Origin of the sequence: Hoskinsella mucinilytica (assembly GCF_045223415.1) — a bacterium.
GTDB lineage: Bacteria > Bacillota_I > Bacilli_A > Erysipelotrichales > Erysipelotrichaceae > Hoskinsella > Hoskinsella mucinilytica.
In genome coordinates this window covers 17,033-37,051 of record NZ_JBEQZJ010000027.1, presented here as the reverse complement: position 1 = coordinate 37,051, position 20,019 = coordinate 17,033, and the positions used below count along the sequence as shown (strand labels likewise).

20 protein-coding genes are annotated in these 20,019 nt (G+C 37.6%); 18 read left to right on the top strand and 2 right to left on the bottom strand.

Translation table 11 applies throughout. From position 1 onward, the window contains the following. Window positions 1–31 precede the first annotated feature (31 nt). The 8 genes from rpsB to rseP all read left to right on the top strand — a co-directional run bounded on the left by rpsB (window position 32) and on the right by rseP (window position 7,137). On the top strand, window positions 32–994 hold the full coding sequence (gene rpsB / locus UGRO018_RS11060; protein WP_416326546.1) for a 30S ribosomal protein S2: 963 nt from the start codon (window positions 32–34) through the stop codon (window positions 992–994). 20 nt (window positions 995–1,014) lie between these two features. Next, the gene (tsf, locus tag UGRO018_RS11055; protein ID WP_416326545.1) at window positions 1,015–1,905 is read left to right on the top strand and encodes a translation elongation factor Ts; all 891 of its coding nucleotides are present in this window, start codon (window positions 1,015–1,017) and stop codon (window positions 1,903–1,905) included. 121 nt (window positions 1,906–2,026) lie between these two features. Continuing rightward, window positions 2,027–2,740 carry a UMP kinase gene (gene pyrH, locus UGRO018_RS11050; RefSeq protein WP_416326544.1) on the top strand — a complete coding sequence of 238 codons (714 nt, stop codon included), beginning with the start codon at window positions 2,027–2,029 and terminating at the stop codon, window positions 2,738–2,740. 4 nt (window positions 2,741–2,744) lie between these two features. Continuing rightward, the gene (gene frr, locus UGRO018_RS11045) at window positions 2,745–3,287 is read left to right on the top strand and encodes a ribosome recycling factor (RefSeq protein ID WP_416326543.1); all 543 of its coding nucleotides are present in this window, start codon (window positions 2,745–2,747) and stop codon (window positions 3,285–3,287) included. Between the two features lie 137 nt (window positions 3,288–3,424). Then, complete coding sequence (locus UGRO018_RS11040; RefSeq protein ID WP_416326542.1) at window positions 3,425–4,129, top strand: isoprenyl transferase; 705 nt, start codon at window positions 3,425–3,427, stop codon at window positions 4,127–4,129. 1 nt (window position 4,130) lies between these two features. Next, complete coding sequence (locus tag UGRO018_RS11035; RefSeq protein WP_416326541.1) at window positions 4,131–4,904, top strand: phosphatidate cytidylyltransferase; 774 nt, start codon at window positions 4,131–4,133, stop codon at window positions 4,902–4,904. After that, window positions 4,901–6,061 carry a 1-deoxy-D-xylulose-5-phosphate reductoisomerase gene (locus UGRO018_RS11030; RefSeq protein ID WP_416326540.1) on the top strand — a complete coding sequence of 387 codons (1,161 nt, stop codon included), beginning with the start codon at window positions 4,901–4,903 and terminating at the stop codon, window positions 6,059–6,061. The genes UGRO018_RS11035 and UGRO018_RS11030 overlap by 4 nt, the downstream gene beginning before the upstream one ends. Further along, window positions 6,058–7,137, top strand: coding sequence for an RIP metalloprotease RseP (rseP, locus tag UGRO018_RS11025; RefSeq protein ID WP_416326539.1), 1,080 nt, complete (start codon window positions 6,058–6,060; stop codon window positions 7,135–7,137). Before UGRO018_RS11030 ends, rseP begins: the two co-directional genes overlap by 4 nt. Before the next feature lie 32 nt (window positions 7,138–7,169). On the opposite strand, the gene UGRO018_RS11020 is transcribed toward rseP, so the two are convergent. Next, window positions 7,170–8,267 (bottom strand): transglutaminase domain-containing protein, encoded by a 1,098-nt coding sequence (locus UGRO018_RS11020; protein ID WP_416326538.1) that lies wholly within the window; start codon window positions 8,265–8,267, stop codon window positions 7,170–7,172. 80 nt (window positions 8,268–8,347) lie between these two features. Next, window positions 8,348–8,614, bottom strand: a complete 267-nt coding sequence (gene rpsT / locus UGRO018_RS11015) for a 30S ribosomal protein S20 (RefSeq protein WP_416326537.1) — start codon at window positions 8,612–8,614, stop codon at window positions 8,348–8,350. A gap of 108 nt (window positions 8,615–8,722) precedes the next feature. On the opposite strand from rpsT, the gene gpr reads away from it, so the two are divergent. The 10 genes from gpr to pepV all read left to right on the top strand — a co-directional run bounded on the left by gpr (window position 8,723) and on the right by pepV (window position 20,017). Beyond that, entirely contained in the window at window positions 8,723–9,595 is an 873-nt protein-coding gene (gene gpr / locus UGRO018_RS11010) for a GPR endopeptidase (protein ID WP_416326536.1), read from the top strand. 82 nt (window positions 9,596–9,677) lie between these two features. Continuing rightward, window positions 9,678–10,538, top strand: coding sequence for a stage II sporulation protein P (spoIIP, locus tag UGRO018_RS11005; protein WP_416326535.1), 861 nt, complete (start codon window positions 9,678–9,680; stop codon window positions 10,536–10,538). 2 nt (window positions 10,539–10,540) lie between these two features. Further along, complete coding sequence (locus UGRO018_RS11000; RefSeq protein ID WP_416326534.1) at window positions 10,541–10,837, top strand: hypothetical protein; 297 nt, start codon at window positions 10,541–10,543, stop codon at window positions 10,835–10,837. Window positions 10,838–10,870: 33 nt separating this feature from the next. Continuing rightward, entirely contained in the window at window positions 10,871–11,821 is a 951-nt protein-coding gene (gene fmt / locus UGRO018_RS10995) for a methionyl-tRNA formyltransferase (protein ID WP_416326533.1), read from the top strand. Window positions 11,822–11,888: 67 nt separating this feature from the next. After that, window positions 11,889–13,694 carry a translation elongation factor 4 gene (gene lepA / locus UGRO018_RS10990; RefSeq protein ID WP_416326532.1) on the top strand — a complete coding sequence of 602 codons (1,806 nt, stop codon included), beginning with the start codon at window positions 11,889–11,891 and terminating at the stop codon, window positions 13,692–13,694. Between the two features lie 183 nt (window positions 13,695–13,877). Continuing rightward, on the top strand, window positions 13,878–14,612 hold the full coding sequence (locus UGRO018_RS10985; RefSeq protein WP_416326531.1) for a sporulation initiation factor Spo0A C-terminal domain-containing protein: 735 nt from the start codon (window positions 13,878–13,880) through the stop codon (window positions 14,610–14,612). 12 nt (window positions 14,613–14,624) lie between these two features. Then, window positions 14,625–15,725 carry a radical SAM family heme chaperone HemW gene (hemW, locus tag UGRO018_RS10980; RefSeq protein WP_416326530.1) on the top strand — a complete coding sequence of 367 codons (1,101 nt, stop codon included), beginning with the start codon at window positions 14,625–14,627 and terminating at the stop codon, window positions 15,723–15,725. 121 nt (window positions 15,726–15,846) lie between these two features. Next, complete coding sequence (rpsO, locus tag UGRO018_RS10975) at window positions 15,847–16,113, top strand: 30S ribosomal protein S15 (protein WP_416326529.1); 267 nt, start codon at window positions 15,847–15,849, stop codon at window positions 16,111–16,113. Between the two features lie 104 nt (window positions 16,114–16,217). Continuing rightward, window positions 16,218–18,419, top strand: a complete 2,202-nt coding sequence (gene pnp / locus UGRO018_RS10970) for a polyribonucleotide nucleotidyltransferase (RefSeq protein ID WP_416326528.1) — start codon at window positions 16,218–16,220, stop codon at window positions 18,417–18,419. 215 nt (window positions 18,420–18,634) lie between these two features. Beyond that, window positions 18,635–20,017, top strand: coding sequence for a dipeptidase PepV (gene pepV / locus UGRO018_RS10965; protein ID WP_416326527.1), 1,383 nt, complete (start codon window positions 18,635–18,637; stop codon window positions 20,015–20,017). The last annotated feature ends 2 nt before the right edge of the window (window positions 20,018–20,019 follow it).

Below are 20,019 nucleotides of genomic sequence, written 5' to 3'. Positions count from 1 at the left end.
TGGAGGTACAACGGAAAGCGAGGATATTAAAATGTCAGTAGTTACAATGAGAAAATTATTGGAATCTGGTGTGCACTTTGGACATCAGACACGTAGATGGAACCCTAAAATGAAACCAAACATCTACGCAAGCAGAAATGGAGTTTATATTATCAACCTTGAGAAATCAATGGAACAGATTGAAACTGCATATGCTGCAATGAAAGATATCGCTGAAAAAGGCGGTAAGGTATTATTCGTAGGAACTAAAAAACAAGCTCAGGCTGTAGTTGTTGAAGAAGCACTTCGTTCAGGAAGCTTCTTTGTTAACCAGAGATGGCTTGGTGGATTGCTAACAAACTTCCGTACGATTCAAAAACGTGTAAAACGTCTTGTTGAAATCGAAGAAATGGAAGCTAGTGGCGTATTAGATGTATACCCTAAGAAAGAAGTTGCTCAGATCAAAAAAGAAAAAACAAAATTGGAAAACTTCTTAGGTGGTATCAAAGAAATGAAGAAACTTCCAAATGCATTGTTCGTAATCGATCCAAAAGAAGAACACAATGCAGTTGCAGAAGCTAAAAAATTGGGTATCCCTGTATTTGCAATGGTAGATACAAACTGTGATCCAGAAATGGTAGATTACCCAATCGCATCTAATGATGATGCTATTCGTTCAGTGAAATTGATCACAACATTGATGGCTGATGCTATCGTTGAAGCAAAAGGCGGATTGTTAAGCGTTGCTCACAATGTAGATGAAAACGAAACTGATGTAACTATGAAAGATGTTATCATCAACGTAGAAGAACAAATCGCTGAAAACGAAAGACGTCGTCGTCAGAGAAATGAAGAAAGAAGAAACCGTCGTCCATATGACCGTAACCGTAACAACAATGGACGTGGAGCTAGAGCACCTTACCAAAAACGTGAAAACGTAAGACCAGCAGAAGCAACAGCTAACACAGAAGCTGCTGCAGAAGCAAAACCAGCTGAAACAAAAGCTGCTGAATAATCAAGGGAGGTAAGATACAGATGATTACTGCACAAATGGTAAAAGAACTGCGTGAAAAAACAGGCGCAGGAATGATGGACTGTAAAAAAGCATTGACAGAATGTGACGGGGATATGGAAAAATCCATTGACTGGTTACGTGAAAAAGGAATTGCAAAGGCTGCTAAGAAAAGCGACCGTATTGCTGCTGAAGGTTTGACTCGTGTTGCTGTAGATGGCAATGTGGGTGTCGTTCTTGAAGTAAATTCAGAAACTGACTTTGTTGCAAAGAACGAACAGTTCCTTGGCTTATTAGACAATATCCAAAACGTATTGTTAACTCAGAAACCAGCTGATTTAGATGCAGCATTGGCTTGTACGCTTGATGGTGTAACTGTTGCTGATATGGTAACAACTGCTACTGCTACGATCGGAGAAAAAATCAGTCTTCGTCGTATCGCTGTTGTAGAAAAAGCTGATGATGAATTCTTCGGTTCTTATATGCACATGGGTGGAAAAATTTCTGCACTTGTTGTATTAAAAGGAAAAGAAGATGCAAAAGTTGCGAAAGATATCGCAATGCAGGTAGCAAGTATGGCTCCTCAGTATGTATCTCGTGATGAAATGCCTGCTGAAGTTGTAGAACACGAAAGAAAAGTTCAAATCGAAATCGTGAAAAACGATGAAAAACTAGCTAACAAACCTGAAAAGGTATTGGCTGGTATCATCGAAGGTAAAGTTAGCAAGAACTTAAAAGACTCTTGTCTGGTAGAACAAGAATTCTTCTTGAATCCTGATCAGAAAGTTGCTCAGTATTTGAAAGAAAGCCAGGCTGAAGTTGTAAGCTTCATTCGTTACAACGTAGGTGAAGGTATCGAAAAACGTGAAGATAACTTTGCTGAAGAAGTAATGAGCCAAGCATTTGGTAAATAGGACACAACTCGTGTCCTTTTTTTAAGGAAAGATGTAATTTATTCTTTTCTTTTGTAAGCTTTTTCTTTATAATAATACATAGAGGATTTAATTCCGGAAAGTAAACGAAGGTGGATGTGATATGTACAAACGAGTATTGTTAAAGCTGAGTGGGGAAGCTCTTTCTTCTCCAGGTAATTCTTTTGATCCCCAGATATTAAAATCCCTGGCACAGGAATTGAAAGAAGTTCATGAGTTGGGTGTAGATCTGGCAATTGTCGTTGGCGGAGGAAATTTCATTCGTGGTAAGATGGCAGAAACGATGGGTATCGAACGTGTACAGGCAGATTATATGGGAATGCTTGCAACAGTTATCAATGCACTTGCTGTACAAAGTGCTTTGGAACAGGAAGGTGTTCCTACACGAGTACAGACGGCAATTGAAATGCAAAAGGTTGCGGAACCATTTATTGTTCGACGTGCTACTCGTCATTTAGAGAAAAATCGTGTTGTGATTTTTGGCGCTGGTACAGGAAATCCTTATTTCTCTACAGATACAACAGCGGCACTTCGTGCAAGCGAAATCAAAGCTGATGTGATCTTGATGGCTAAAAATGGAGTAGATGGCGTATACAATGCAGATCCTAAAACTAATCCTGATGCTGTAAAATATGATACTTTGACTTATATGGATCTGATTCAGGAAGGGCTTGCTGTTATGGATACAACAGCAACAAGCATGTGTATGGATAATGATATTGATCTTGTTGTGTTTAATATGAATGAACATGGCAATATTTTAAAAGCAGTGAAAGGCGAAATTACAGGCACTGTGATTTCAAAAGAAAGGAACTAAAACAATGGAATTGTTAGATTTAATGAATCATAAAATGGAAAAAGCGGTTGCAGCTCTAGAAGAAAATTTAAAAACACTTCGCACAGGTGTGGCGAATGCAGCAATTTTTGATCATGTACAGTGTGAATACTATGGTAGTCCTACACCAATCAACCAAATGGCAAGTATCAAGGTTGTAGAAGGAAGACAGCTAGTGATCAAACCTTATGACAAAAGTATTTTAAAAGATATCGAGCGTGCGATTTCTACAAGCGATGTTGGTCTTGTACCACAAAATGATGGAGATGTCATTCGTTTGAATGTACCTGCTTTGACTGAGGAACGTCGTAAGGAATTGGCAAAACATGCCGGTAAATTTGGTGAAGAAGCTAAAATCGCAGTACGTAATGTACGTCGTGAAGGTATGGATGCCATTAAAAAAGATAAAGAATATACAGAAGATGATAAAAAAGAAATGGAAACAGAAGTACAGAAAATTACAGATAAATTCGTCAAAGCAATTGATGAAGCTGTAAAGGCAAAAGAAGCAGAAATCATGAAAGTTTAAGAAAAGAGGGCATTTGTGTTACAAATGTCCTTTTTTGTCAGTTATTGGATGATTTTACGTATAGAAACGCTTTGTTTTATGGTATAATACCAATGACTATTCACGTAGCTGTGATATTGTTTAGGAGGTTGGCTGTTATGGAAGGAAGAGTGATCCCGCAGCATATCGCCATCATCATGGATGGAAATGGAAGATGGGCTAAGAAAAAAGGACTGCCAAGAACTGCTGGTCATAAGCAGGGAGCAGAAATGATAAGGAAAATCGCAATTGCATGTAATGATCTAGGTGTAAAAGTATTGACATGTTATGCATTTTCAACAGAAAACTGGAAACGACCTGAGAGTGAGGTAGATTATTTGTGTAAGCTACCAAAAATGTTTTTTAATCGATATATCAAAGATCTAAAAGCAAGAAATATCAAAGTTTCTTTTATTGGAGAATTAGAACGTTTTCCCGCTGAAACGAAAAAAGTTATTTTGGATGCGGTAGAACAAACGAAAGAGAACACAGGGTTAAACTTGTGTATCGCAATCAATTACGGATCAAGAAGAGAAATTACTCTTGCAGCACAAGCATATGCGCAAGATGTCATTCATGGTGTTGTCGATGCAGACATTGATGAAGAAACATTTGGAAAGTATATGATGACAACTGATTTTCCTGAGCTGGATCTATTGATACGAACAAGTGGAGAACTACGTATCAGTAATTTTCTTTTGTGGCAACTTGCTTATGCGGAATTGATCTTTACACCGGTTCCATGGCCGGAATTTGATGAAGATGAATTGAATAAGGCAATTGATGAATTTAATCATCGACAAAGAAGATTTGGGGGATTATGATATGAAAACCAGAATATTAACTGCGTTGTTGATCTTAGCATGTGTCATTCCTCCGCTTTTATATGGTGGATGGCTTATCTTTTTACTTATTTCTTTTATCATAATTGCGGGTGGAATCGAATTATTAGGGTTAACGGAACATAAGGGAGCTTGGCCGATCGTTATCAAACCTTTGGCTATTCTCTGCGTATTTATCTTGACCTTTGGCAATCAAAAACTATCTGTATCATTATTAGGCGTATTTGCTCTTGTGTTTTTATCTATACCTGTGTTTACAGATGCTTTTCATGCAAAGGATGGGTTTCTTTGTATTACTTATATCACTTTCTTTTATATGATTGCGACATCCTTTTTAGATATCTATCAATTGGATCCCTTGTATGTATGGCTGATCATCGTCGCAACCTATGTATGTGATACTGCCGCATATTTTTGTGGAAGATTTTTAGGAAGTCATAAACTAAATGTTCGTATATCACCTAAGAAAACATGGGAAGGTGCCATTGGCGGATGGCTGTTTGGTGCTATGTTATCCTTTGCATTTGCTTATTTTTTGATTCCTAATATGGGTTTAACGCATATGCTATTGGCAAGTTTGGTTCTTCCTTTTACAGGACAGATAGGAGATCTGTCTTTTAGTGCAATCAAACGTTGTTTTCAAATCAAAGATTTCAGTGATTTGCTACCGGGACATGGTGGTGTTTTAGATCGTGTAGATTCCCTTGTGTTTAATTTTATATGTTTTGACTTTATATTGGTGGTGTTATCATTATGAAAAAATTAGTATTATTAGGTGCGACCGGTTCCATTGGAACACAGACGATCGATGTCGTAAATCATCATAGAAATGAGTTTTCAATCATAGGATTAAGTGCTGGGCATAATATCAAAAAGCTTATTGAGCTATTACAAGTTTGTCCGGATGTAACATATGTTTGTGTTGCAAGACAGGAAGATAGAGAACATTTGCAAAAACAATATGCAAATATCACTTTTTTTGATGGTGAGGAAGGGTTGTGTAAGCTTGCTTCCTTATCTGATTATGATGTCTTTGTAAATGCAATTGTTGGCTTTCGTGGCTTGCTTCCGACACTTGCTGCGATTCGAAATCAAAAGATGATCGCTCTTGCCAATAAAGAAACCTTAGTGGCTGGAGGGCCTATCGTAAAAGCAGAGTTGGCTAAATACAATGTTACGTTATATCCGATCGATAGTGAACATTCTGCCATCTTTCAATGTCTTCAAGGCAATCAGATGAAAGATGTCGATAAGTTGATCGTCACGGCAAGTGGTGGAAGCTTTCGAGATAAAAGTAGAGAAGAATTAAAGGATGTAACCGTAGCACAGGCATTGAAGCATCCCAATTGGAATATGGGAGGTAGGATCACCATTGATTCTGCAACTATGATGAATAAAGGTTTCGAAGTGATAGAAGCACATTATTTATTTGATGTTCCTTATGAAAATATCGAAGTGCTGATTCATCGTGAAAGTGTGATTCATTCTATGGTACAATATCAAGACCATGCCATCATGGCACAGCTTGGTACTGCGGATATGCGCTTGCCGATTCAGTATGCCTTATCTTATCCAAGACGATTAGATATGCCACAAGAAGAGCCATTTAACTTTATGGATCATCCTACGCTTCATTTTGAAGTGGCGAATACAACACGATATCCACTGTTAGGACTAGCTTTTGAAGTAGGAAAAAAAGGTGGTAATCTAGGTGCTGTTATGAATGGTGCTGATGAAGAAGCTGTGGCATTATTCCTACAAGATAAAATTTCTTTCCTTGAAATAGAAACCTTGATTGAAGATGCAGTAAAGGCAGCAACCTATATAGAACATCCAAGCCTGCAGGATATTATCGATGCAGATCACTTTGGACGTGAATTTGTAAGACAGGCATGGAAAGGAGCGAGCGAATGAATTTCGTAACAATTATTTATTTTATACTTATTTTAAGTGTCATTATTATTATACATGAATTGGGGCATTTGATTGCCGCTAAGCATTTTGGTGTATATTGTAGAGAGTTCTCCATAGGTATGGGACCGATCATTTACCAAAAACAGATGAAAGAAACAGCATGGTCTATCAGATTATTGCCAATTGGTGGGTTTGTGGCCATGGCTGGAGATGAAGATGCGCCATTAGAAGGCGGTAGTAGTGAAGATGAGGAAGAATTGGATATCCCATTTGAACGAACCATCAATGGAATCAAACGATGGAAACAAATCGTTGTTATGGCTGCCGGAGCTTTCATGAATATCATCTTGGCATGGGTTATTTTCATTGGTATTACAGCATATCAAGGAAAAGTAGCAATCCCAGGGAAACCAATGGTATCCAGTTTTACTGAAACCAGTGTTGCGGAAAAAGCCGGTATGAAAGTAGATGATGAAATCATCAAGGTGAGCAACGGGAAAGAAAGTATAACACCAAAAACATTTGATGACATTACAGAATTTATGCAATATTATCCAGGAGAAACGACCTTTACCGTAATGCGTGAAGGGAAACAGTTAGATATTACGATGACACCAGTTTTTGATAAAGAAGAGAATATGTATAAAATCGGTGTTTATCATGAATATAAGGATATCAAAGAAATCAGTTTATTGGAATCTATACCATACGGTACACAGAAAATGGTAGATAGTGTAACCTCAATCATTTCCTCATTAGGAAAGTTAATACAAGGGGTTGGCTTAAACAATTTAAGTGGGCCTGTCGGTATTTATAAATTAACAGATCAAATTACCCAAACAGGCTTCTTGACCACATTAGCATTTGTGGGCTTGCTGTCAGTGAATGTTGGTATCTTTAATTTGTTACCTATTCCGATTCTTGATGGAGGAAGAATTTTTATCCTCTTGATTGAAATGGTCATAGGAAGAAAGTTAAGTGAACGAGTACAAAATATTATTATGACAATAGGGCTCGTCGCAATCGTTGCGTTGATGTTGTTTGCGACATGGAATGATATTGTCAGATTATTATAAAAAAGCAATCCTAAGTGATTGCTTTTTTGTCATCATTTTAATTGATACATCCATGTATTGGTTTCTTTTTGATGATAGCTTTGATAGGATTGAGCAATGATGCCTTCTTTTTGTGCCAAATCAAATAAGGTGTTGCCATCTTGTAATGTTTCATTTAATGTATCACATACCTTATTTGTTTCACATTGAAAAATCAATGTAGGGTGGTCATTGTGTGCCTCTTTGGATAACAGACGTTGAATATCCTGTAAATTCGAAGTATCAAGATAAGCATCATTTCGATAAAAATAGTTATCTTTTAATGCTGTGCTTTCCATATAATCAATATCCGGATGATACAATGCTAACATCTGTGAACTTGTCATACTAAAGAAACTATAACGCCAACGTTCATCTAATTGCTCATCATCTTGATCACCGTTGGTAGCATCCAAATAATAGATATCACCATCCATTTTCACAAGGTTCCATGCATGGTCTTCTTGTGAATACGTGGTACCGCCCCATAGATAAGTACAAGGAATATCGGCTTTATTTAACAGATATTGAATGCTTTTGGCATAGCCTGCACATACACTGGATTGGTATAGAAAGACACTTAGAATGGTTTGATTATACATGCTGTTTTCTTGATAGGTTGTATGGTCTATGACATAATCATAAATATATTTCACTTTTTCATAATCATGATCTAATTGAGCAACTTTGGCAAGGATTCCTTTCGTGACTTCGTCTAATTGCTTTTCATAATGTTGAATCTCTTTTAAGCTAAAGGTGTTACTGGCATATACTTCAAATACCGTTTTATCACCAATGGAAGAGGTGGTGTAAGATACATTGCTACCATCTTCCCAGAAAATTTCCGGATGATCTGCCAACACATACTCATATAGATCAAAGAGTGTGTCTTTATCATCTGCCTCAACACCAAAGGATTGGTCATGTTTGCTAAGGTGATAATAAATAGTATCATAAATGGTTTGTTCCTTCTCATTAAGCTGATCACGGTAATAGCTAAAGCCTTGATATTCTTTTGCATAGGCGCTAGCGGCATCAATATCATCTTTTTTAGTTGCGCTACAGGAACAAAGAAGCAGCAAACATAACAGCATGCTAAACACTTTCTTCATAAGATCCCTCAATTTCTACGAATAGTATAACAGAATTATAAAAAAAAGCATACAAAAAAATCGATCATCCGATCGATCATTTATGCAGCAATTTCGTTGATTGCTTTAGCCAGACGTGATTTCTGTCTTGTTGCGTAGTTCTTATGGTGGATTCCTTTCGCAACAGCTTTATCTAATTTACTACTTGCAACATTGTAAGCAGCTTTTGCGGCTTCAACATCTTTTGCTTCGATAGCAGCCAATACATTTTTGATTGCTGTTCTCAATGCAGATTTCTGTGAACTTACAGCCAAGTTTCTTTTGTTATTAGTTTTTACACGTTTTTTCTGTGATTGGATCTGTGGCATGATTACACCTCCTAATTTTCAATTGCCAATAAATTATAACAAAAACCTTTTGAAAAAGCAATATGATGGCGAAAAAAAGACATACTATACAAAGAGGTGAATAAAAACATGTCGAAATATACGTTAAGAAGTGATTTTGCTGATGAAATCATTACCTTGGATACAAAAGAGGATGCCTATGAGCATATTGAGAAAAGAAATGACCATATTAGAAGCAATTATATCAAAGTGTTAAAGGAGGACAATAGTTTTCATAAAGCGATAGGAGAATATGTATCCATTGAATTTCAACAAATGGATGATCATGTTGTTCGAGAAGAAGCAATCGATGCTATCGTAGAAAATCTCAATCATATGAAAGAGCATATGAAGCTTTCTTTGAAAAAAATTCTTGTGGTAGGACTTGGTAATCGGATGATCACCAGTGATGCTCTTGGTCCCATGGCGGCATCAGAAATACTTGTGACCGCACATTTATATGCCAATGAGCGTACAGAACTTTTGAAAGGAACACGTAATGTAGCGGTATTGACACCGGGAGTAATGGGACAGACCGGTTTGGAATCCATGACGATCGTGGAAAGTGTGGCTAAACAATATCAACCGGACCTTATCATCGCAATGGATGCACTAGCTACTAGGAATATTTCAAGGATCAATCGTGTGGTACAAATAAACAATACCGGTATTCAACCCGGAAGTGGTGTTGGGAATCATCGAATGGCATTGAGCGAAGAAACATTGCATGTACCGGTGATTTCTATTGGCGTAGCAACGGTCACAAGTGTCGGTGCTATTTTAAAAGAGGCGTTGGATGAGGCGGAAATCGACAGAGAACGTGTGTTTTCCTATTTATATGATAAAAAGCGACTTGATTTGGTCGTAACACCAAAGTCAATGGATGATGAATTAAAGCAGCTTGTCTATATCGTTTCACAAAGCATCAATCGTTTTCTACATCCCGATTTTATGAATTTATAAACGGTAATAAGATTGTACAATTGTTTACAAGAAGGACATGATTGTTCTTCTTTTTTCATATGTTGTTAGTGGAGGGATGTCTATGAAATCAACGTGGAAAATCATCGCAAAGCTGGCCTTGATCGGGCTGATCTTTTATGTAACACCCTTTTATGATACGCTATTTACACTTTTGAGTCAGGCTGATATCAAGACGCTCGCCTATACAAACAAAACAGTGGATCCATCCATATCCTTAAAGGATGAATTGAATGTATTATCGTATCAAAAACAAAAAAGCAAACAAGACAAAGAAGTGGTCAAGGTAGAAACAACACAAGAAAATCCGGTTGTAGTGCCAACTCCCAAAAAAGAGGAAAGTAAGGAAAGTAAGACCGTTTACATTTATGATACCCACCAGGGAGAGGAATATAACGATGGTAAAGGCGTCATGGATGCTGCCGCAGATTTAGGAGCTCGTCTGGAAAAAAAGGGTATCAAGGTTGTTTTGGAAACGCATAGTTTTCAAAAGTATATGAATGAGCATGGTATGGATTATAACCAATCCTATTTTGTCTCTAATAAGTTTTTACAAGATGCTTTGGTCAATTACGGAGGGTTTGATTTGTGCATTGATTTGCATCGAGATAGCATTCCAAGAGAAGCAAGCATATTAGAAGCAAATGGAAAAACATATGCAAAAGCAATGATGGTAGTAGGAGGACTCGCAACCTATGCAGATTCTTCCACACAAATATCCTCGACACTAACTGACATAATGAACAAGAAGGTCAATGGTATCATGAAAGGTGTCATGACAAGAGAGGCATATTATAATCAACAAGTAGCAAAGAATATCGTCTTGATAGAAGTTGGCGCTGAGGTAAATAGCTTTGAAGAAATCACCAATACAACGAGCGTACTTGCGGATGGTATTTATGATCTATTGATGAAAGGAGGATGACGATGAAGCGGTTTCTCGCAGATGCAATTCTGATTCTATTATTGGTATCGATCGGAAATTATATCAAAGAACAAGAGGATACAAAATCGAGCTATTCCATGGAACAAAAGGTAGATGCTTTCGAAGATGATATCGCACAAAATCATATCGTAAAACAACAAATAGAGGCAACAGGTCTGAATGAAATCAAAGAGAATCGAGCTAGTTCTTTCGCAAAAAGTTCCAGTGAATTTGTGATCGATACCATTCATACTTCTGTAACTGCTTTTTCTGATATCTTTGATAGTATTTTCGGATGAGATTTGCTATAATAGGCTAACAGAGGTGATGGTATGAAAGAATGTAAAATTTTATTTATGGGGACACCGGACATTGCGGTTTCTATGTTAGATAGGATCCTTGCAGATGGCTATCAAGTGATTGGTGTCGTTACACAACCGGATAAAAAGGCAGGAAGAAAACAGGAATTGAAAATGCCTGAGGTCAAGATACGTGCCTTAGAACAGCATTTAAACGTTTATCAGCCACAGAGAATCAAAGATGCAATCGATGAATTGATGACATTGGATATAGATTTGATCGTGACTTGTGCGTATGGTCAATTTATTCCTTCTAAGTTATTGGAATATCCAACGTATGGAAGTATCAATGTTCATGCATCCCTTTTACCAAAACTAAGAGGTGGTGCACCGATTCATAAAGCAATTATCAACGGTGATAAAAAGACCGGTATGTCTATCATGCGAATGGTAAAAGCAATGGATGCCGGTGCAGTCATGCGCCAAGCTGTTGTGGATATCACGGATGAGGATACTACCGGTACCTTGTATGATAAGCTTGCAATTGCGGGAGCTGATTTATTGAGTGCATGTATTCCTGAAATCATAGAAGGCACAGCGGTGTTCAAAGAACAGGATGAAAGGGAAGCAACATTTGCTTATACCATACAAAAAGAGGAAGAATACATCGATTTTTCAAAGCCGGTACAAAAAGTGTATGATCATATTCGAGGATTGATACCATTCCCGATCGGACATGCCATCATAGATGGTAAAAAAATGAAATTTTATAAGGCTAGAAAAAAGGTCTGTGCACATGGGCATACACCAGGAGAAGTCATTGGTATGATGGAAAATGGTTTTGCGGTGGCTACAATGGATGGCTATATCCTTTTAGATGAATTGCAGTTGGAAGGAAAAAGCAAATGTGATGCCAAAAGCTTTTTCAATGGTGCAGGCAGAAATTTGATTGGAAAATGTTTTGTTTATAAAGATGAGCTTTGATCTCATCTTTTTTCTATGCAAATAAGCTTGTTTCTGCTATAATTGTCGAGTATGAGGAGTGGATGCAATGGATCAGAAGCATATACGTAATTTTTCTATTATCGCCCATATCGATCATGGAAAATCTACACTTGCTGACCGTATCTTAGAAATTACGGAAACGGTAGAGCAAAGAGAAATGAAAGAACAGCTATTAGATACGATGGATCTTGAAAGAGAACGTGGTATTACGATCAAATTGAATGCTGTACAATTAAAATATAAAGCAAATGACGGTGAGGATTATGTATTTCACCTCATCGATACACCGGGTCATGTGGATTTTACTTATGAAGTATCTCGTTCTTTGGCAGCTTGTGAAGGTGCTGTTTTAGTTGTGGACGCTGCACAAGGAATCGAAGCTCAAACATTGGCAAATGTATATCTTGCATTGGATAATGATTTAGAAATCATTCCGGTCATAAACAAAATAGATTTGCCTAGTGCTCAACCGGAGGTCGTAAAAAAAGAAATCGAAGATGTGATAGGATTGGATGCCAGTGAAGCACCGCTGATTTCAGCGAAAAATGGGTTGAATGTGAAAGATGTGTTAGAAGCGGTCGTCAAATATGTGCCTGCACCACATGGTGATCCAAGTGCAAAGTTACAGGCATTGGTATTTGATTCTCTTTACGATGCGTATCGAGGCGTCATTGCATTTGTACGTGTGAAAGAAGGCCAAATCAAAGTAGGCGATAACATACGCTTTATGGCAACCGGTGCAGAATACGAAGTGTTAGAGGTTGGTATTCGTACGCCGAAAGAGGTAAAAAAAGATGTATTGGAATGCGGGGAAGTAGGATGGCTTTGTGCATCGATCAAATCAATCAAGGATGTACGTGTCGGAGATACGATCACCTTAGCGCAACAACCAGCAGAAGAACCATTGCATGGATATCGAGAAATGAATCCAATGGTTTATTGTGGGTTGTATCCAATTGATTCTGCGAAATACAATGATTTACGTGATGCTTTGGAAAAGTTGCAATTGAATGATGCATCTTTACAATTTGAAGCAGAGACCTCGCAAGCGTTAGGCTTTGGATTTCGTTGTGGCTTTTTAGGGTTGCTACATATGGATGTAGTTCAAGAACGAATTGAACGAGAATATAAAATCGATTTGATCGCAACTGCACCAAGTGTTGTATATCATGCTTATTTAACCGATGGCAGTATGATTTCCATAGATAATCCGAGTCTATTGCCGGATGTTCAGAAAATAGATCATATTGAAGAACCGTTTGTAAAAGCAAGTATCATGACTCCAAATGATTATGTTGGTGCAATCATGGAACTATGTCAAAGAAAACGAGGCAATTATAAAGATATGGTTTATATCGATGAAGGACGAATGAATGTTATTTATGAGCTTCCATTAGGAGAAATTGTATTTGATTTCTTTGATAAATTGAAATCCTGTACCAAAGGTTACGCTTCCTTTGATTATGAATTGATCGGATATCAAATGAATAAGTTGTCAAAAATGGATATCTTGTTGAATGGTGAGGTAGTCGATGCATTATCAAGCATCGTACATCGTGATTTTGCATATCCAAGAGGAAGAGCTATTTGCGAAAAATTGAAGAAATTGATTCCGAAGCAACAATTTGAGATTCCAATTCAAGCCGCAATCAATGGGAAAATAGTGGCACGTGCAGATATCAAGTCCTTACGTAAAAACGTATTGGCAAAATGTTATGGTGGTGACATTTCAAGAAAGAAAAAATTATTGGAGAAACAAAAAGAAGGGAAGAAACGTATGAAGGCAGTGGGTAGTGTTGAAGTACCACAAGAAGCATTTATGGCAGTTCTTTCTATGGATGATGATAATTGACAGACCTAAGCGTCTGTCTTTTGCCTGTTTATAGGAACTTTGTTTCCTATTTTCTTCACTATCGCAGAAATAATTACCTAACAATGGTATATGGATACTTAAAGGTTGAAATTCATTGATGAAGTGATATCATAGAATGTAACCGATAACAGTGTTTCAAGTAAAGAAACATCGAGGGAGTTCATGGGACGGGAAGGATTGATGGGTTTGATCAAGGTATTTTTATGTATCAATGATTTTGGTGTTATTAAGAATATGATGGATTATGAGAATGAAAGTGGCAAAATCAAGATTGTAGGGATTTCAACAACGGTTATGGAACATATGGAAGAACTAGATACCAAAGAGGTGGATATTCTAGTATTGCAATTCTCTATGGATCAAAAGAAATCTGAACACTTATTGGATTATATTTTGGTAGAGAACAAGTTGGATATCAAAGTGTTACCATTGTTTCAAGAACTGGATAGTGAGGTCATTCATATTTTATTACAATATGATCTGCAAAACTTTTTAGTACAACCATTTAGTTTTGCGCAATTATTATCTGCGATTGAAAGCGAACAACTTCAAAAACAGGCAATCAGCGCAGCTGCCAATACGATTGAAGCAATGGCGAGTGAAATTATGTTGAGTCTTGGATTACCACCACATCTTGATGGCTTTCCTTATATTCAAAGTTGTGCTGTTTATATCGCAAGAAATGTAGATGATGTCAAGGTACAAATGAAACAGGTATATCATGAAGCCGCAAAATGTCACCATTCTACTGCATTAAGAGTAGAGAAGTGTATTAGAACTGCAATTAATTTTGCATATCGTAATCAACCGGAAAAGATCTGTATCAATAACTGTAAGCCTACCAATACACAGATCATATTATATATTAGTGAGAAATTAAAATTATTTGAAAAATAAAAGGAGATGTCTATGTGTAAAAGTGCATATCTACATGTACCGTTTTGTCGTGATATTTGCAGCTATTGTGATTTTACACGCTGTCGCTATCATGACGGACTTGCGACAAAATGGCTGAAGGTGATAGAAAAAGAAATTACAGAAAAATTGGCTGGTATACAGTTGGAAACTATTTATATCGGAGGCGGCACTCCTAGTGCGCTGAGCGTCAATCAGTTAGAACAATTATTGAAGACGCTTGCCCCCTATACCAAAGAATGTGTGGAGTATACCATGGAAGCCAATATCGACTCTTTTGATTGCGAAAAAATGAAGTTGTGTCATCGATATGGTATCAATCGCATATCACTTGGCGTACAAACGCTACAACCGCAATTATTGAAAAGCATTCATAGAAACCATGACATAGAAGCAGTTGCACGATGCATCGATCAAATACATGAACATGGCATTCATAACATATCCGTTGATATGATGTATGGATTACCTGGACAAACGCTGTCTATGTGGAAACAAGATTTGACAAATGTGATCACGCAATTTGATGTACAACATATATCCTTATATGCTTTGACCATTGAAGAACATAGCGAATTCGGGCGTCTTCAGGTTCAGAATATCGATGAAGATGAAGAAGCGGATATGTATGAATATGCAGTATCTTTTTTGAAGGAACAAGGTTATCAGCACTATGAAATCAGTAATTTTGCGAAACCGGGCTATGAATCCAAGCATAATTTAACCTATTGGCGTTATGATGATTTTATCGGAATCGGTATGGGTGCAAGCGGGAAACAGAATCATTGCCGATATGATAATACCAGAAATATGCAGACTTATTTTGAACGAGGGTGTGAGGAACATGTCATCAAACTCAGCAAGGAAGATGAAATGTTTGAGATGATCATGATGTCATTGAGAACAAGCTTTGGACTTGATTTGAATCTTTTTGAAAAGCGCTATGGGATTTTGGCGAATCAACGCTATGAAGCAACCATTCGATCTTATCAAAAGAAGGGGCTGTTGTATGAAGAGTCTGGCTTTTTAAAGGCAAATGAAAAAGGCAGAGAACTGTTAAATGAAATTTTATTGTCTTTTATGGACGAAATGTGAAAAAAGCTTGCATATAGAGAATTGGCTATGGTATAATCATAAAGGTTTATACTTAGTCCACCGAGATTCCTCGACGGTTCACTCAGTATAGAACTTTAAAAACATACAGGAGGAAAAAACTATGTTATTGAAATCAGAAAAACAGGCTATCATGAAAGAATACGCACGCTTTGAAGGAGATACAGGTTCTCCAGAAGTACAGGTTGCTGTATTAACTGCAAGAATCAATCAGTTAACAGAACACTTCAAAGAACACAAACATGATTATCATTCTCAAAGAGGTTTGATGAAAATGGTTGGACGTCGTAGAAATTTATTGACTTACTTAAAGAAAAAAGACGTAAACCGTTACAAAGAACTGATCACTCGTTTAGGATTACGTAAATAGTCGATGTTAAAAGCTCAAATGAGCTTTTTTCTTTTTTATTTTTGTTTCTTTCCTTAAAAAAATATGATATCATTAAAAAGATGAAAAATAAGAGGTGAAGATAAGTGGCTAAACAAGTATTTAGTTTAGATTTCTGTGGTCGTGGGATCACAGTGGAAACAGGAGAAGTAGCAAAACAGGCTGGAGGGTCTGTTTTAGTAAGATATAACGATACCGTTGTTCTTTCTACGGCTACCGCTAGTAAACAGGCAAAGGAAGGGATTGACTTTTTCCCATTGACTGTTTCATTTGAAGAAAAGTTATATTCTGTAGGTAAGATCCCAGGAGGATTCTTACGTAGAGAGGGTAGACCGAGTGAACATGCAACATTGACTGCACGTATGATCGATCGTCCTATCCGTCCATTGTTTGCGGAAGGCTTCCGTAATGAAGTTCAGGTGGTAAATACCGTGTTATCCGTAGAACAGGAATGTTCTCCAGAAATGACTGCAATGTTTGGTGCATCATTGGCATTGTGTGTATCTGATATTCCATTCAATGGACCAATTGCTGGAGTGATCGTTGGAAGAGTCGATGGAGAATATGTAATCAATCCTACTGCTGAGCAACAAGAAAAAAGTGATATTCATTTGACGGTTGCCGGTACAAAATATGCAGTCAACATGGTGGAAGCAGGCGCAAAAGAAGTAGATGAAGAAGCTATGCTTGGTGCTATTATGTTTGGACATGAGCATATCAAACAATTGGTAGCCTTTCAAGAAGAAATTGCGGCAGCAGTTGGAAAAGAAAAGATGGAAATCAAACTTTATACCGTTGATGAAAGCATTGATGCTGAAGTACGTGGAAGCTTTGAAGCGAGTATACGTGAAGCCGTATCCATTGAGAAGAAGTTGGAGCGTTACAACAAGATCGATGAATTAACACAAGAAGCCGTTACGCTATTTGAAGCAAAAGAATATGCAACGGAAGCAGATAAAAATAAAGCAATCAAACAGGTACAACAAATTTGCCATGGTATTGAGGCAGATGAAGTGCGTCGTTTGATCATCGAAGATAAGATTCGTCCTGATGGACGTAAGATCGATGAGATCCGTCCTTTGGATTCTCAAGTCGATATCCTTCCTCGTGTACATGGTAGTGCATTATTCACACGTGGAGAAACACAGGTATTAAGTGTAACAACGTTAGGCCCTATGAATGATAATCAGATCATTGACGATGTAACAGAGGTAGAAAGCAAACGCTTCTTACATCACTATAATTTCCCACCATACTCCGTTGGTGAAACAGGGCGTATGGGAAATCCAGGACGTCGTGAGATCGGACATGGAGCATTAGGAGAAAGAGCACTTGCTCAAGTATTGCCTGATGAAGAAAGTTTCCCTTATACCATTCGTACCGTTGCTGAGGTTTTAGAATCTAATGGTTCTAGTTCACAGGCATCTATTTGTGCTGGTACCATGTCTTTGATGGCAGCTGGTGTACCAATCAAAGCACCTGTTGCAGGTATTGCGATGGGACTTATCATGGATGAAGAGAGTGGTAACTATACTGTCTTGACAGATATTCAGGGAATGGAAGATCACTTCGGAGATATGGACTTTAAGGTTGCAGGTACTAGCGAAGGAATTACCGCACTTCAGATGGATATCAAAGTGACCGGTATTACAGAAGCGGTATTCAAAGAAGCGTTGGCTCAGGCCAAGATAGCACGTACTCAAATCTTAGAAAATATGATGCAGGCTATCTCAGAACCAAGAGAAGATGTTGGTACCTATGCGCCTAAGATTGAAATTCTTCACATTGATCCTGAAAAGATTCGTGAAGTTATCGGAACCAATGGTAAAGTAATCAATCAGATCATTGCGGACAGCAACGAAGTGAAGATCGATATTGATGATGACGGTAAGGTTGTTATTTACCATATGGATCGTGCTTCTATCAATAAGGCAGCTGATATGATTCGTGATATCGTTCGTGTTGCTAAAGTTGGCGATGTATATGATGCAAAGGTTGTCAGAATTGAAAAATTCGGTGCTTTTGTAAATCTATTCTCAGGAACAGATGGTTTATTACATATCTCTAAGATTCGACATGAACGTGTAGACAAAGTCGAAGATGTTTTGAAAATCGGAGATACTGTGAAAGTTAAGGTCATGGAAATCGATGATCGTGGACGTGTGAATGTCAGTGCAAAAGCATTGCTTCCAAAACCTAAAAAAGAAGAGAAAAAACCTGAAGAAGAAACAACAGCAGAGAAGGCAACAGAAGAACCTACTGTAGAAACAACAAAGGTAGAAGAATAACAAAATAAAAATAGTGCAGTGATTCTAAGCGGATGAACTGCACTTTTTATGTATAAACGTATGATACATTAAGTAGTATCCTAATAGAAGCAAAGACTGAAAATTCAATAAGAAATAGATATAAAGTTAAAGCTCTGGAACTTTTTGAAAATTAATGTAAAAAAACATAGGTAAGTTGGTTTGCTTATGGTAAAATAGTAGTCGAGGTGAACGAAATGAATTGGTTAACAGAAGTTGAAACATATAAAGAAGCTTTCTTACAGGACGTAAAGGATTTGATCGCAATTCCAAGTATCAAGGCAGAAGCAGTTGAAGGTGCTCCTTTTGGAAAGGATTGTCGTAGAGCATTGGATCATATGTTAGCGCTTGGTGAAAAAGAAGGCTTTCGTGTGAAAAATATAGATGGCTATGCAGGGGTAATTGAGTATGGCGAAGGGGAAGAAAGTGTTGGTGTGTTGGCACATTTAGATGTGGTTCCGGTTGGAGAAGGTTGGAGCAAAGATCCCTTTCAAGCAACGGAAGAAAACGGTTATTTGTTTGGTCGTGGAGTATTGGATGATAAAGGTCCGGCAGTCAGTGCTTTTTATGCTATGAAAATGTTAAAAGATCACAAGATCAAATTAAATAAGAAAATCATGTTGATCTTAGGTTGTGATGAGGAAAGTGGCATGGAATGTATGAACTATTATGTAGAACATGCTCAAATACCGACGTTAGGTTTTACACCTGATGCAGAGTTTCCGGTCATTTACGGAGAAAAAGGTGGACTGCATATAGAGTTACATGGAAACGTGAATACAGTCATTGAATCCATGCATGCAGGAGAACGTAGTAATATCGTCATTGGAAAAGCGAGCTGTATTGTGAAGGAATGGGATGATCGTGCCATGGATCTATTTGATTTCTATTTGAAATCACATGGATTACAGGGAAGCGTGACCTATACCCAAACGAAGGCAGAATTAATGATCGAAGGTGCATTTGCTCATGCCGCTATGCCATATCTTGGAAATAATGCTGCTTTACATCTTTTAAACTTTGTCGGTAGCTGTTATCAGGATAAGTTTGCCACTGACACGTATGCAATGTTACATGACTGGCAAGGGAAACCATTGGATATTTATATGGATAGTCCTACTATGGGCTTTTTGACGATGAATACAGGTATCGTCAATATCGAAGATGGACATGCAAACATCACCATCGATATTCGTTATCCTCAAGAAACAAATGCAGATGTCGTTATGTCGGGATTTCAGAAAAAAGCAAAAGAATTGGAATATGCTTTAGAGATAGAGTTGAAAAAGGATACAAAACCATTATATGTAGATCCGAATAGTGAACTGGTACAAACATTAAGTGAAATGTATCGTACGTATAGTAAAGATGAATCGACGCCAAATATGACAATTGGTGGTGGTACTTATGCGAAGAAATTCCCGAATTTTGTTGCGTTTGGTCCGGAATTTCCACATCAAAATTATCCAGAAGGAATGTTTGTAGGTGGATGTCATCAAAAAGATGAAGGAATTTTGATTCAAGATCTCTTGTGTGCTACAGCAATCTATGCAGGTGCGTTAGAGAAGCTGGCGAAATAGTG